Here is a 13,585-nt window from a genome sequence, read left to right on the forward strand (position 1 = left end):
TCCCCCCATAGACAATATTCTTATCTTCTGCCGCTCGCGGTGTCTTTTTTTTTTCTCACACGTCCTCCGGCCCTGCGGGCTTGCTTACTTACCCGCCGGGGCGCGCGCCGCCCCCCCCGCCCCCCCCCCCCCCCGCCATTCCACTGCGGAGCGGCGCCTTGGAGCATCGGACCAAAAGTGGAAACCGGTTTTGGAAAATCCGATGCTCAAACACTGGCGGTGCCGCCACTCGCCCACCGGCCGCCTAGCTCCCTGGGCGGCCGGCAGGGCGAAGCAACAGAGATGACGGGTGAGCAACGATGACTGCGGCGACAATGCAAAGAAAAAGGCCTTCCGGCTTCAGGATCAGCAAGAAGGTGCTGCCTTATGTACTCAGCCTGCCGGCCTTGCTCGTCTGCATCGGCATCCTGATCCCGTTCTTCACATCTGTGGTCTATTCGTTCCAGCGCTACCGGCTGAGCCAGCCCTGGGCGCGGCAGTTCAACTGGGGCGACAATTACATCTCCTTTTTCACTGACCCGAGGTTCTGGAACACACTTGAGGTTTCGCTGCTGTATGCGGGCATCACCGTCCTGCTCGAACTGCTTCTCGGTCTCGGCATCGCCATGCTGCTGCAGAAGCGCTCGACGCTGAACAACTTCATCTCGATCATGCTGTTGATGCCGCTGATGACGGCGCCGGCGCTTGCCGCGCTGATGTGGAAGCTGATGACCAATCCCGGCTTCGGCGTGCTCAGCTATCTCGCCAGCCTGATCGGACTGCAGGATTTCCGCTGGGCCTCGTCTCCGTCTACCGCACTTTTCACCGTGGTTCTTGTCGACATCTGGGTCTACACGCCTTTCATCATGATCCTGCTGCTTGCCGGCCTGCGCAGCCTGCCGACGCAGCCGTTCGAGGCGGCAGCACTTGACGGCGTGCCGAGGAGTTTCGTGTTCTTCCGCATCACCTTGCCGATGCTGACGCCCTACATCCTGACGGCGACGCTGTTCCGCCTGCTGGATTCCATCCAGCAGTTCGACATCATCTATGCCATGACCCAGGGCGGTCCGGGCGACACGCTGACCGTCTTCCAGGTCGAGGCCTACCTCAACTTCTTCCAGTCGACCAATGTCGGCCGCTCGGCGGCGCTGATGATCATCCTGTGGGCGATCACCTATTTCCTCTCGAACATCTTCATCAAGAACTGGCTGCGCCTGCGCGAACGCGCCCGCGGCCAGGCATAGGAGGCTGAGATGGAACACACCTCGCTTCTCGAACGCACCCTGCGCGGCATAGCGCTGACGCTGGTCGTGATCTTCTTCATGTTCCCGATCGTCTGGATCCTTATGATGTCGTTCCAGACCAACGAGACCATCCTGCGGATTCCACCGCAGCTTGTCTTCAAGCCGACGCTGGCCAACTACACCGCGCTGATCACCGGGAAGCTGACGACGGCGGCCGGCACGCTCGACATCGCCTTCATGCGCAACCTCTGGAATTCGGTGTTCCTGTCGGTCACCTCGGTCGCCGTCGCGCTACTGCTCGGCGTTCCCGCCGCTTACGCCTTTGCACGGCACAAATTCCGCGGCTCGGAAGACATCGCCTTCACGCTGCTATCATTCAGGTTCGCGCCGGCGCTTCTGGTGCTCCTGCCGCTGACCCTCTATTTCCAGAAGCTTGGATTGGCCAACACCTATATCGGGCTGATCTGGGTCTATCAGCTGATCTGCCTGCCGCTGATCCTATGGATCGTGCGCGGCTATTTCGAGGACATCCCGGCCGACATCGAATATGCCTATCGAATCGCCGGTCATTCCTGGTTCGCCACTTTCCGCAAGATCGCGCTGCCGCTCGCCGGCCCGGGCATTGCGGCCGCCGGCCTGCTCGCCTTCATCTTTGCCTGGAACAATTTTGTCTTCGCCCTCGTGCTCGCCTCGGCCGACAAGCAACCGGTGACAGTCGGCGCGCTCGCCTTCATCACCTCCTCCGGCATCCAGTATGGCCAGATCTCGGCGGCGATCGTGCTTTCGATCACGCCGACGCTGGCACTTGCCCTCTATGCGCAGCGCTATCTCGTCGAAGGCCTGTCGCTCGGCGCCGTGAAAGGATAGCTCCGATGGCCAGCCTCGAACTTCGAAATGTCGTCAAACGCTATAAGAGCCAGACTGTCCTCGACAATCTGTCGCTGACCGTTGCCGACGGCGAAACCCTGGTCCTGTTCGGGCCGTCCGGCGCCGGCAAGACGGTGCTGCTGCGGCTCGTCGCTGGCGTCATCGACCCCGATGAGGGAAAGATCTTCATCGGCGGCGAGGACATGACCGACCTCGATGCCGAGTTCCGCGGCGTCGGCATGGCGTTTCAGAATTTCGCGCTGTTTCCGCACATGACCGCCTTCGACAACATTGCCACGCCGCTTCAGGCCAAGCGCTCATCGCAGAGCGCGATGAAAGCGGGCGTCGAGGGCGTCGCCAAGCTGCTGAAGATCGGTCACGTGCTCAGTCATAAACCACGGGCGCTATCCAACGGCCAGAAGCAGCGCACCGCGCTCGCCCGCGCTCTGGTCGGCTCGCCGCCGGTGCTCCTGCTCGACGACCCGCTGCGCAATGTCGATGCCAAACTGCGCTTCGAGATGCGGCTCGAACTGCCGAGGCTGCTGGCCGACCGTGGCGCGACCGTCGTCTACGTCACCCAGGACTACAAGGAGGCCATGGCGCTTGGCAATCGCATCGCGGTGATGTCGCAAGGTGTTATCAAGCAGCTCGGCACGCCCGAGCAGGTCTATCGTGAGCCGGCCAACATCGAGATCGCGCGGCTGTTCGGTGATCCGACCATCAACCTGCTCGACGTCAAGCCGTCGCGCGATGCCAAGGGCATCTATGTCGGCCTGTCGAATGTCCAGGTCCATCTGACGGGCGCCTATGACGCGACGGTCGGCCGCGATTGCGTGATCGGCTTGCGGCCGGAAGCGCTGAGCTTCGTCGGCGAAAGTTCGCCGGGCGCCATTCCGGTGACGGTCGAGGCCGAGACGCCGCTCAACGAAAAGATCGTTACGCTGGTGCGCACCGTGCGCGGCCGCGAGATCCTGGTCTCCCGGCCGGGCGGAACACCGGGTCAAACCGAGGGCAGGGCCCATATCGCCGTCGACGGCAAAAGCGCCCTGCTGTTCGATCGTGCCAGTGGCGACCGTATCGGCTCGAAGAACGTGGTCAATTTGCGCAGCGGAGAAGCGGCATGAGCCCGAGCGCACTCACCATTTCCGGCGTCGATAAGTTCTACGGTCCGATCGATAGGGGCGTGCACGCTGTCCAGAACCTGACGATGGAAATCGGCAGGGGCGAGATCGTCGCACTGCTCGGCTCGTCCGGCTGCGGCAAGACCTCGACGTTGCGCATGATCGCCGGCTTCGAAGAGGTCTCGCGCGGCACCATCTCGGTTGCCGGCCGCAAGGTGCACACGCTGCCACCAATCAAGCGCAATGTGGCGATGGCGTTCGAGGGCTATTCGCTCTATCCGCCGCTGACCGTGCGCGAGAACATGGCGTTTGCGCTGAAGGCGGCCAAGCTGCCGAAAAGCGAGGTTGACGCGAAGGTTGCCAGCATCGCCAAGCTGCTCGAGATCGAGGATATTCTTGAGCGCTATCCGAGCTCCATCTCCGGCGGCCAGCAGCAGCGCGCCAGCCTCGGCCGGGCGCTGATCCGCAAGGCCGATCTGCATTTGCTGGACGAACCGATGGGCCAGCTCGAGCCGCAGCTTCGCGCCGTGCTGCGCGGTCGCATCAAGCACTTCATCAAGGAGCGTGGCTTGACCGCGATCCTGGTCACCCACGACCAGACCGAGGCCAACGCGTTGGCCGACCGGATCGCGGTGATGGAAGGCGGCGTCTTGCAGCAGTTCGACACGCCCGACATGCTCAAGCAGCGGCCAGCCAACCTGTTCACCGGCACTTTCGTAGGCGAGCCGCCGATGAATGTCTTCGAGGCCTATGTCGGCACGGCTGCCGACAAGATCAATCTGCGACTGCCCGACGGGCTTTCACTCGACTATGACAAGGACGCGTTCAGCGGCTCGGTTCGCGACGAATTGCTCAAACGGCAGCGGGTCGTCATCGGTATCAGGCCCTATGCCGTCCGCCGCTCGAAAGATGGCGTGCCGGCCACGGTTTCGGCCAACCAATGGCTCGGCGATCAGACGCATATCGCGGCGGATTTCGCCGGCGGTTCGCTGGTCCTGGTCGAGCATGACCGGACCCGGCTGGAGCTTGGCGCGCCGATTAGCATCAGCATCGATCCGAAAAACCTGCACGTCTTCGATCAGTCCAGCGGCATGGCCATTTCGCACGGCATGGAGCTTGCCTGATGCGGGATGTGCTGATCGGCATCGATGCCGGCACGTCTGTCATCAAATCCGTCGCCTTCGACACGGCGGGCCGGCAGCTCGCGGCCACGGCGTTGCCGAACCGGTACGAGACCTTGCCGGGCGGCGGCGCCGAGCAGGATCTGGCGCGCACCTGGGCCGATACCGCGACTACCTTGCGCCAGCTTGCCGACAAAGTGCCGGACCTTGCCAGGCGCACCATTGCCATCGCCGTGACCGGGCAGGGCGATGGCACCTGGCTGATCGACAAGGACGGTGAGCCGGTCGCCAAGGGCTGGCTATGGCTCGACGCGCGCGCTGCAGGGATCGTCGAGGAGATCCGTGCGCGACCGGAGGATCGGCTCCGCTTCGAAAAGACCGGCAGCGGGTTGGCCGCCTGCCAGCAGGGACCGCAGCTTGCCTTCATGAAGCGCAACGCGCCTGACTTGTTTGCCGATGCCACGACGGCATTTCATTGCAAGGACTGGCTCTATTTCAACCTGACCGGCGAACGCGCCACCGATCCGTCCGAGGGCACCTTCACCTTTGGCGACTTCCGCACTCGTGGCTATTGCGACGATGTGCTTGAGGTGCTCGGCGTCACTGATCTCAGGCATCTGCTGCCGCCGATCGTCGACGGCACCAGGCATAGCGCCGGCCTGTCGGCGGCGGCTGCCGAAGCAACCGGGCTGCTTTCCGGTACGCCGGTCGTGTTGGCCTATGTCGACGTGGCCTGCACCGCGCTCGGCGCCGGCCTGCTCGACCGCGAGCGCAAGCCCGGCTGCTCCATCATCGGCTCCACCGGCATGCATATGCGGCTAGCGCAGACGCCGGACGAGGTGCTGCTCAACGAGGCGGCGACCGGCTATACCATGACAATGCCGGTGCCCGGCGTCTTTGCGCAGATGCAGTCGAACATGGCGGCGACACTCAACATCGATTGGGTCCTTAGCCTCGCCTCCGGCATTCTCGCTTCGCAAGGCATTACGCGAACCAATGGCGAGATGATTGCGCTGGTCGATAAATGGATATCGTCATCGGAGCCGGCCTCTTTGCTCTATCAGCCCTATGTGTCGGAGGCCGGCGAGCGGGGGCCGTTCGTCGATGCCAACGCCAGGGCCGGCTTCGTCGGCATTTCGTCGCGGCACGGCTATGGCGATATGGTTCGCGCTGTTTTTGAGGGTCTGGCCTTCGCGGCACGCGATTGCTATGCGGCCATGGGGCCGCTGCCGAGCGAAATCCGGCTGACCGGCGGTGCGGCCAGAAGCCTGGCTCTGCGCAAGATCCTGGGTGCTGTCGTCGGCACCGACATTCGCACCAGCCAACGCGAGGAAGCCGGTGCGGCGGGTGCCGCGATGATCGCTGCGGTCTGCGTCGGCCAATACAAGTCGATGGACGAATGCGTCGGCGAATGGGTCACGCCGCTGCTTGGCGCGGCGGAGCCGAGCGACCCAAAACTTGCAGCGATCTATGAGCGGACGGTTCCGTCCTACACATTGGCGCACGAGGCGCTGCGGCCGGTCTGGCGGTCGATGGCCGCATCCAGGGCAAACTGAGAAGTCGAGCATGCGTAAGAAGATTGCAATCATTGGCGACCGCTTCATGCTTCCCCAGGTGTTTCGCGAGAAAATCGAGAAGGCCTGCGGCGACAATCTCGACATTCGCACGCTTGAGGCAGCCTGGCCCGACGAGCCGATGGAATTCGGCAATGCGGCGCTTGGCCTCGACAAGGTCAAGGAGTATTTTGGCGATCCGGACGAAGTGGTCGATTTCATCGGCGACGCCGAGATATTCGTCACCCAGCTAGCGCCGCTCTCCGAGACCATGATGCAGCGCATGCCCACACTCAAACTGGTCGCGGTATCGCGCGGCGGCCCGATCAACATCGACATGGCCGCCGCCAAGGCCCATGGCATCACTGTGGTCAACGTGCCCGGCCGCAATGCAAGTGCTGTGGCCGAGTTCACCATCGGTGCCATCCTTGCCGAGACGCGGCTGATCCGGGCCGGGCACGAGGCCTTGCGCAAAGGGGAATGGCGCGGCGATCTCTACCGGGCCGACCGCACCGGCCGCGAGCTCAACGAAATGATCGTCGGCGTCATCGGCTACGGCAATATCGGTACCAAGGTTGTCCGCCTGCTGCGCGCCTTCGGCTGCCGCATCCTGGTCACCGATCCCTATGTGCAACTGAGTGCCGAAGACCGCAATGGCGGCGTCGAACTGGTCTCGCTGGACGATCTCCTGTCCCGCTCCGATGTGGTCACGCTTCATTCCCGAGTAACCGAGGAGACCCGCGGACTGATCAACAAGGACACCATCGCGCGGATGAAGCCGGGGGTGATCTTCGTCAACACCGCGCGCGGGCCGCTGGTCGACTACGACGCGCTTTACGATGCGCTCGTCTCAGGCCATATCGGCAGCGCGATGCTGGAGACGTTCGCGGTCGAGCCGGTGCCTGCCGACTGGCCGCTGCTGCAGCTTCCGAACGTCACGCTGACGCCGCATATCGCCGGTGCCTCCGTACGCACCGTGACCTATGCCGCCGAGCAGGCTGCCGAAGAGGTGCGTCGCTTTATCGCCGGTCTCCCGCCTATCAATCCATGCTGAAGGTCGCGGCAGCCATGAAACACAATCCAGGCACCGAGGACCCGGCGAGATGAGCGGCGCCAATGAAATCGTCGACCTGTTCGTCATCGGCGGTGGCGTCAATGGCGCCGGCATCGCGCGCGACGCAGCCGGCCGCGGGCTTTCGGTCATTCTATGCGAAAAAGACGATCTGGCCGAAGGCACCAGTTCGCGATCGGGAAAGCTTGTCCATGGCGGCCTGCGCTATCTCGAATACTACGAGTTCCGGCTGGTGCGCGAGGCGCTGATCGAGCGCGAAGTGCTGCTTGAATCGGCGCCGCACATCATCTGGCCGATGCGCTTCGTGCTGCCGCACAGCCCGGATGACCGGCCGGCCTGGTTGGTCCGGCTCGGCCTGTTCCTCTACGATCATCTCGGCGGCCGCAAGCGGCTGCCGGCCACCCGCACGCTCAACCTGCGCACCGCGCCCGAAGGCGCGCCGATCAAGGATGCGTTCAAGCGCGGTTTCGAATATTCCGATTGCTGGGTCGACGACGCCCGTCTCGTCATCATCAATGCGCTTGACGCTGCGGAACGGGGAGCCAAGATCCTTGCCCGGACCGCCTGCACCGCCGCCCGCCGCGAAAACGGCCTGTGGTCGGTCGAGATGCGCGACAGCCGAACCGGCGTCACGACGACGGTTCGGGCACGGGCGCTGATCAACGCCGCCGGTCCTTGGGTCAACGACATCATCAACCGCGTGGCCGGCCAGAACTCCAAACGAAATGTGCGCCTGGTCAAGGGCAGCCACATCGTCGTGCCGAAATTCTGGGAAGGGCGGCAGGCCTATCTCGTCCAGAACAGCGACAAGCGCGTGATCTTCATCAACCCTTACCAGAACGATCTGGCGCTGATCGGTACCACCGACATCCCCTATGACGGGCGGCCGGAAGATGTGAAGGCTGATAGCAGCGAGATCGACTACCTGATCAATATCGTCAATCGCTACTTCAAGCGCGAACTTGCCCGCGACGATGTCATCTACTCGTTTTCCGGCGTTCGGCCGCTCTATGACGACAACGCCGACAACCCCAGCGCGGTAACGCGCGACTATATTTTCGAGCTCGACGCATCGGCCGGGCAGGCGCCGCTGCTCTCCGTGTTCGGCGGTAAGATCACCACCTTCCGCAAGCTGGCCGAGCACGCGCTGGACCGGATCGCGCCGTTCTTTCCGAAAATGGGCAAGCCGTGGACATCGAAGGACTACCTGCCGGGTGGCGATATCGCCAATGCCGACTTCGAGCAGTTTCTCGGCGATCTCGGCCGCGAATATCCCTGGATGCCGGCGTCGCTGGTCAAGCATTATGGCCGGCTCTACGGCACCAGGACGCGCCTTCTGGTCGGGGCGGCCAAGTCGCTCGCCGATCTGGGGCGGTGCTTCGGCAAGGATTTTTTCGAACGCGAAGCCAATTATTTGTTCAAATATGAATGGGCGCTGACCGCCGCCGACATTCTCGAACGGCGCACCAAGCATGGGCTGCACCTGTCCGCCGCAGAAAAAGCCGCCTTCGAGGACTGGTGCGCGAGCCGGCTGGTGAAAGCAAGCTGATGGCCTTTACGCTTTCCCTCAACACCAATCCGCTGGTCAATCGTTTCGCCGAACCGGACGACCTGATCGATGCGATCGCTTACGACATCGGCATCCGGGACGTGCAGCTCACGCATGAATTCGTCAACCCCGGCTGGCCGGCGGCGACGATCTCGAAATTCATCCGCCTGTTCCGCAACGCGCTCGACCGCACCGGCGTGCGCGTGACGTCGGGGATGACCGGCCCTTATGGGCGGCTCAATCATTTCGGCCATCCCGACGCCGATGTCCGCCGCTACTATGTCGATTGGTTCAAGAGCTTTGCCGACATTTCGGCCGAGCTCGGCGCCAGCGGCATGGGCACCCAGTTCGCGATCTTCACGCACAGGGATTTCAATGATCCCGAGCGTCGCGCGCGGCTTTTCGACATCGCGCTGGAATGCTGGCGCGAGGTCGCCGAGCACGCCAAGGCGGCCGGATTAACTTATCTGTTCTGGGAGCCGATGTCGGTCGGCCGCGAATTCGGCCACACCATCGAGGGTTGCTGGGCCCTGCACAACGAGATCGAAGCAGCCGGCATGGCCATCCCCATGAAGATGATGGTCGATATCGACCATGGCGACGTCACCTCGAGCAACCCGGCCGACATCGATCCCTATGCCTGGGCCGAAGCCTTTCCCAGGGTATCGCCGATCATCCACATCAAACAGTCGTCGATGAACAAGGGCGGCCATTGGCCGTTCATCGCCGCCTATAACAAGGACGGCCGCATCACGCCGGAAAAACTTCTGGAGACGGTTGGCCGCGGCGGCGGCATCGACAACGAGATCTGCCTCGAACTGTCGTTTCGCGAACGTGAGCCGGTCGATCACCAGGTCGTCGCCATGATCCGCGAGTCGGTCGACTACTGGGCGCCGTTTATCGAGACCGGCAGGGCAGCGATTTTGCCGCGAGCAGGATAGATAAGCAGGAGCCGATGCGGCTCCTGCTTAGAACCGGAATGCGTCAGCCGAATTTCGGGTCGAGACTGCCCGATTTGTAGCGCTTGGCCATTTCCGAGACCGGCAGCGGCTTGATCTTGGGAGCGTTGCCGGCGGTGCCGAACTGCTCGAAGCGCTCCTTGCACAGCTTCCTCATCGCGGCCATCGCCGGAGTCAGATATTTGCGCGGATCGAATTCGCTCGGGTTCTCGGTAAGCACCTTGCGGATCGCGCCGGTCAGCGCCATGCGGTTGTCGGTGTCGATGTTGATCTTGCGCACGCCGTGCTTGATGCCGCGCTGGATCTCCTCGACCGGCACGCCCCAAGTCGGCTTCATCTGGCCGCCATATTTGTTGATGATCTCCTGCAGCTCTTCCGGCACCGAGGACGAGCCGTGCATGACGAGATGCATGTTCGGCAGGCGGCGGTGGATCTCCTCGATCACGTTCATCGCCAGAACAGCGCCGTCCGGCTTGCGCGAGAATTTGTAGGCGCCGTGGCTGGTACCCATGGCGACGGCCAGCGCATCGACATGCGTGTCCTTGACGAACTGCACCGCCTGTTCCGGATCGGTCAGCAACTGGTCATGGCTGACGGCGCCTTCGACGCCATGGCCGTCTTCCTGTTCGCCGCCGCCCATCTCCAGCGAGCCGAGAACGCCGATCTCGCCTTCCACCGACACGCCGCCCCAATGCGCCATGTCGACGACGCGCCGCGTGATAGCGGAATTATAATCGTAATCGGCCGGCGTCTTGCCGTCCTCCTTCAGCGAGCCGTCCATCATTACCGAGGTGAAGCCGTACTGAATCGCGGTGACGCAGGTCGCTTCGTTGTTGCCGTGGTCGAGATGCATGCAGACCGGGATATCGGGATGGATTTCGACCAGCGCGTCGATCAGCTTGGCCAGCACGACATCGTTGGCATAGGCGCGGGCGCCGCGGCTCGCCTGCAGAATGACCGGCGATTTGGTCTCCTCGGCGGCCTCCATGATGGCGAGGCCCTGTTCCATATTGTTCATGTTGAAGGCAGGCACGCCATAGCCGTGTTCGGCGGCATGGTCGAGCAATTGTCTCAATGTAATGCGAGCCACCCAATAGTCTCCCGTATTTGGTTTCAAGCCGATGGTTGCGAGCCGTCCGGTCGTGGTTCGGCCCACTGATGCTTCTGGCCGGATTTCCAGAGATCCGCAACCTTTGGCCAAGGCGCCGGGAGCAATTCTTGTTACACGTCCGCGATCATAAGCGAGCAATATCCCAAATAAACGTAACACCATCACAAAAAATTCGGCATGGATGCGATTTTCTCTGTTATAATGGTTTCAGCTCGCCGTTTCCGCCACGGCGGTTCGCAGCGAGCCGGATTCAGGAACAGGCTGGACAATGAAGAGCGACGGCCGGCGGCAAGGCATCATGGATTTTCTGATGGACACCGGCACGGCCAGTGTCGATGACCTCGCCTCGCGCTTTGGCGTGTCGAAGATGACCGTCCATCGCGATCTCGACGAGCTTGAGGAAAGCGGTTTCCTGCGCAAGGTGCGCGGCGGCGCCTCGATCCAGCCGAGCGGTCTGTTCGAAAGCGATTTCCGCTACCGTCAGAAGCAGGCCGGTGAGGAGAAGCAGCGCTTGGCGGCTGCCGCCGTGGCGATGATCGAACCGGGCCAGACGGTGATCATCGACGACGGCTCGACGGCCGGCGGCATCGCGCGCCACCTTACGGATCTCCGCCCGCTGACGGTGATCTCCAACAATCTGGCCGTCATCCAGGATCTGGCAGGCGTTGGCGGGATCACCCTGATCGCGCTCGGTGGCCAGTACAGCAAGAAGTTTCACGGTTTCTTCGGCCTGCTTGCCGAGGACACGTTGAGATCGTTGCGCGCCGATGTGGCCTTCCTGTCATCGTCGGCCATCCACGGCGCTTCCGCCTTCCACCAGGACCAGGAAGTGGTCCACACCAAGCGGCTGATGATGGCCGCCGCCGCGCGTAAATATTTGCTGGTCGATCATGGCAAGTTCGGCCGCACGGCCCTGCATTTCCTGACCGATCTCAAGGCGTTCGACGCCGTCTTCACGGGTCGCGAACTGGAATCGCAGATGCGCGAGGTGTTGGATGGCGCCGGCGTTTCGCTAACACTAGTCGAGAAGGACTAAACCATGATCCCGAAAAGTGGGAACCGGTTTTCGGAAAAGATCATGGTCAAAGAAGATAGAACCGCATCCCGCTAGGGAACAGGTTCTAGAAGGAGGACGCATGGTTTACTGGGTCGGCACAAGCTGGAAAATGAACAAGACGCTTGCAGAGGCGACTGAATTCGTCAGGGCGCTGGCGGGGTTCGTCCCCGGCTTCGACGACCGCATCCAGCCCTTCGTCATCCCACCCTTCACGGCGGTCCGCGAGGTCAAGAAGGCGTTGGCGACGACGCGGGTCAAGGTCGGTGCGCAGAACATGCATTGGGCCGACGCCGGAGCCTGGACCGGCGAGATCTCGCCGGTGATGCTGACCGATTGCGGGCTCGACCTCGTCGAGCTCGGCCATAGCGAACGGCGCGAGCATTTCGGCGAGACCGACAATGCGGTCGGCCTCAAGACCGCTGCGGCGGTGAAGCATGGGCTGGTGCCGCTCATTTGCGTCGGCGAGACATTGGCACAACGCAACAGCGGCCAGGCCGATGCGGTGCTGGCCTTGCAGGTGCATGGCGCGCTGCAATACCTTGAAGGCCAGGCAAAGGCGGCGACGATCCTGTTTGCTTACGAGCCGGTCTGGGCGATTGGCGACAAGGGCATTCCGGCAAGTGCGGACTATGCCGATAGGCAGCAGGCCTTGATCAAGAAGATCGCCGGCGATCTTCTGCCGGCCATACCGCCGGTGCTTTATGGCGGCAGCGTCAATCCGCAAAATGCCGCCGAGTTGATCGGCCAGCCTCATATCGACGGGCTGTTCATTGGCCGCTCCGCCTGGCAGGCGGATGGTTACATCGACATCCTTCAACGCGCCTCGGCGGCGATCTGAATCAATCGAACAGGAAAGGACAGAAAAAATGAAAATTGCCATTGGAGCCGACAGTGCCGGCAAGCCGTTGCTCGACGTTATTGCCGCGCATCTCGCCACCAAGCCCGGCCTTGCCGTCAGCGACCTCAGCCAGGCGGGCTACTATGCCGACCTGTCGCAAAAGCTCGCCCAGACCATCCTCGACGGCGAGAACGATCGCGGCATCCTGTTTTGCGGCACCGGCATCGGCGTTTCGATCTCGGCCAACAAGGTGCCCGGCATTCGCGCAGCACTCACCCATGACACCTACTCCGCCGAGCGCGCTGCGAAATCCAACAATGCCCAGATCATCACCATGGGTGCCCGCGTCATCGGCCCGGAACTGGCCAAGTCGATCGTCGACGCCTGGCTCGCATCGGAGTTCGACGAAAACGGACCATCGGCCGGCAATGTCCAGGCGATCGACAGGCTCGACGCGGCGAAGCTGGGCTAACCCAAGCTCTTCCGCATCGCGCCGATGACGGTGACGGCCGACGCGGCGCCAGGGTCTATGTGCCCGAGCGACCGCTCGCCAAGCCGCGACGAGCGGCCCTTCGCGGCGATCATGTCCTTGGTCGCCTCGGCGCCCCGTTCGGCTGCTTGAAGCGCCGCCTCAAGGCTTTCGGACACGGTCTTGCCTGAGGCATGCGCGGCCGCCGCTGCTTGCGCCGCCGGCAGCCAGGCGTCGACCATCGTCTTCTCGCCGATCTCGGCCTTGCCGCGATCCTGGATGCCTTGCGCCATCGCCTGGAACAGAGCGATGACGTCCGCGTCCGTCAGGATAGCCTTGCCCTTGACGGCGGCCGCACCACGCATGAAGGCGGTCGCATAGAGCGGACCTGACGAAGCGCCGACGGCGTTGAGGAACGATTTCGCGGCGGTGTTGAGGAGAGCTGTCGGCTCGGTCGCCGCGAGGTCCAGCAAAGCTAAAGCATCGCGCACCGCGCCGAAGCCGAGCGCCATGGCGATGCCATGATCGGCGTCGCCGATGACGCCGTCGAGTTGGCAGAGCCTGTCCTTGTCGGCTTCGATCGCCACCGCGATCGCATCGAACATTGTTTTCAGATCGGCTGTGTCGATGGATGTCATGGATGCT

Annotated in this window: 13 protein-coding genes; 11 read left to right on the top strand and 2 right to left on the bottom strand. The window is 62.8% G+C overall.

The genetic code is table 11. The features are described 5' to 3' along the window. Nucleotides 1-299 precede the first annotated feature (299 nt). From NKH36_RS20280 to NKH36_RS20315, 8 genes are read left to right on the top strand one after another with little or no spacing between them, the layout of a single operon-like run. The gene (locus NKH36_RS20280; protein WP_352962197.1) at nt 300-1,223 is read left to right on the top strand and encodes a carbohydrate ABC transporter permease; all 924 of its coding nucleotides are present in this window, start codon (nt 300-302) and stop codon (nt 1,221-1,223) included. 9 nt (nt 1,224-1,232) lie between these two features. Continuing rightward, nucleotides 1,233-2,090, top strand: a complete 858-nt coding sequence (locus tag NKH36_RS20285) for a carbohydrate ABC transporter permease (protein ID WP_352962199.1) — start codon at nt 1,233-1,235, stop codon at nt 2,088-2,090. A gap of 5 nt (nt 2,091-2,095) precedes the next feature. Further along, nucleotides 2,096-3,214 (top strand): ABC transporter ATP-binding protein, encoded by a 1,119-nt coding sequence (locus NKH36_RS20290; RefSeq protein WP_352962201.1) that lies wholly within the window; start codon nt 2,096-2,098, stop codon nt 3,212-3,214. Beyond that, nucleotides 3,211-4,335, top strand: coding sequence for an ABC transporter ATP-binding protein (locus NKH36_RS20295; RefSeq protein WP_352962204.1), 1,125 nt, complete (start codon nt 3,211-3,213; stop codon nt 4,333-4,335). Before NKH36_RS20290 ends, NKH36_RS20295 begins: the two co-directional genes overlap by 4 nt. Then, a complete protein-coding gene (locus NKH36_RS20300; protein ID WP_352962206.1) occupies nt 4,335-5,888 on the top strand; it encodes an FGGY-family carbohydrate kinase in 1,554 nt (517 codons plus the stop codon). Before NKH36_RS20295 ends, NKH36_RS20300 begins: the two co-directional genes overlap by 1 nt. 10 nt (nt 5,889-5,898) lie before the next feature. Then, the gene (locus NKH36_RS20305; protein ID WP_352962208.1) at nt 5,899-6,939 is read left to right on the top strand and encodes a 2-hydroxyacid dehydrogenase; all 1,041 of its coding nucleotides are present in this window, start codon (nt 5,899-5,901) and stop codon (nt 6,937-6,939) included. A 49-nt stretch (nt 6,940-6,988) separates the two neighbouring features. Then, nucleotides 6,989-8,506 (top strand): glycerol-3-phosphate dehydrogenase, encoded by a 1,518-nt coding sequence (locus NKH36_RS20310; protein WP_352962210.1) that lies wholly within the window; start codon nt 6,989-6,991, stop codon nt 8,504-8,506. Then, entirely contained in the window at nt 8,506-9,447 is a 942-nt protein-coding gene (locus NKH36_RS20315; protein WP_352962309.1) for a sugar phosphate isomerase/epimerase family protein, read from the top strand. Before NKH36_RS20310 ends, NKH36_RS20315 begins: the two co-directional genes overlap by 1 nt. Before the next feature lie 43 nt (nt 9,448-9,490). On the opposite strand, the gene fba is transcribed toward NKH36_RS20315, so the two are convergent. Next, a complete protein-coding gene (gene fba / locus NKH36_RS20320) occupies nt 9,491-10,555 on the bottom strand; it encodes a class II fructose-bisphosphate aldolase (protein WP_352962211.1) in 1,065 nt (354 codons plus the stop codon). A 289-nt stretch (nt 10,556-10,844) separates the two neighbouring features. Between fba and NKH36_RS20325 the strand changes: the two genes are divergently transcribed. From NKH36_RS20325 to derI, 3 genes are all read left to right on the top strand, one after another. Next, entirely contained in the window at nt 10,845-11,612 is a 768-nt protein-coding gene (locus tag NKH36_RS20325; RefSeq protein ID WP_352962213.1) for a DeoR/GlpR family DNA-binding transcription regulator, read from the top strand. 100 nt (nt 11,613-11,712) lie between these two features. Then, nucleotides 11,713-12,471: a triose-phosphate isomerase gene (locus NKH36_RS20330; RefSeq protein WP_352962215.1), complete on the top strand. Its 759-nt coding sequence runs from the start codon at nt 11,713-11,715 to the stop codon at nt 12,469-12,471. A gap of 28 nt (nt 12,472-12,499) precedes the next feature. Continuing rightward, nucleotides 12,500-12,943, top strand: coding sequence for a D-erythrulose-4-phosphate isomerase (gene derI, locus NKH36_RS20335; RefSeq protein ID WP_254018744.1), 444 nt, complete (start codon nt 12,500-12,502; stop codon nt 12,941-12,943). Here derI and dhaL read toward each other — a convergent pair. Next, entirely contained in the window at nt 12,940-13,578 is a 639-nt protein-coding gene (gene dhaL / locus NKH36_RS20340; protein ID WP_352962217.1) for a dihydroxyacetone kinase subunit DhaL, read from the bottom strand. The two genes, derI and dhaL, sit on opposite strands and share 4 nt — an antisense overlap. Between the last annotated feature and the right edge of the window lie 7 nt (nt 13,579-13,585).

This window comes from Mesorhizobium sp. M1312 (assembly GCF_040318115.1).
Lineage (GTDB): Bacteria > Pseudomonadota > Alphaproteobacteria > Rhizobiales > Rhizobiaceae > Mesorhizobium.

Excerpts from the sequence above, each read along its gene's own strand:
- NKH36_RS20280 (WP_352962197.1), top strand. The coding sequence starts at position 300 with ATGACTGCGGCGACAATGCAAAGAAAAAGGCCTTCCGGCTTCAGGATC.
- NKH36_RS20285 (WP_352962199.1), top strand. The coding sequence starts at position 1,233 with ATGGAACACACCTCGCTTCTCGAACGCACCCTGCGCGGCATAGCGCTG.
- NKH36_RS20290 (WP_352962201.1), top strand. The coding sequence starts at position 2,096 with ATGGCCAGCCTCGAACTTCGAAATGTCGTCAAACGCTATAAGAGCCAG.
- NKH36_RS20295 (WP_352962204.1), top strand. The coding sequence starts at position 3,211 with ATGAGCCCGAGCGCACTCACCATTTCCGGCGTCGATAAGTTCTACGGT.
- NKH36_RS20300 (WP_352962206.1), top strand. The coding sequence starts at position 4,335 with ATGCGGGATGTGCTGATCGGCATCGATGCCGGCACGTCTGTCATCAAA.
- NKH36_RS20305 (WP_352962208.1), top strand. The coding sequence starts at position 5,899 with ATGCGTAAGAAGATTGCAATCATTGGCGACCGCTTCATGCTTCCCCAG.
- NKH36_RS20310 (WP_352962210.1), top strand. The coding sequence starts at position 6,989 with ATGAGCGGCGCCAATGAAATCGTCGACCTGTTCGTCATCGGCGGTGGC.
- NKH36_RS20315 (WP_352962309.1), top strand. The coding sequence starts at position 8,506 with ATGGCCTTTACGCTTTCCCTCAACACCAATCCGCTGGTCAATCGTTTC.
- NKH36_RS20325 (WP_352962213.1), top strand. The coding sequence starts at position 10,845 with ATGAAGAGCGACGGCCGGCGGCAAGGCATCATGGATTTTCTGATGGAC.
- NKH36_RS20330 (WP_352962215.1), top strand. The coding sequence starts at position 11,713 with ATGGTTTACTGGGTCGGCACAAGCTGGAAAATGAACAAGACGCTTGCA.
- derI (WP_254018744.1), top strand. The coding sequence starts at position 12,500 with ATGAAAATTGCCATTGGAGCCGACAGTGCCGGCAAGCCGTTGCTCGAC.
- dhaL (WP_352962217.1), bottom strand. The coding sequence starts at position 13,578 with ATGACATCCATCGACACAGCCGATCTGAAAACAATGTTCGATGCGATC.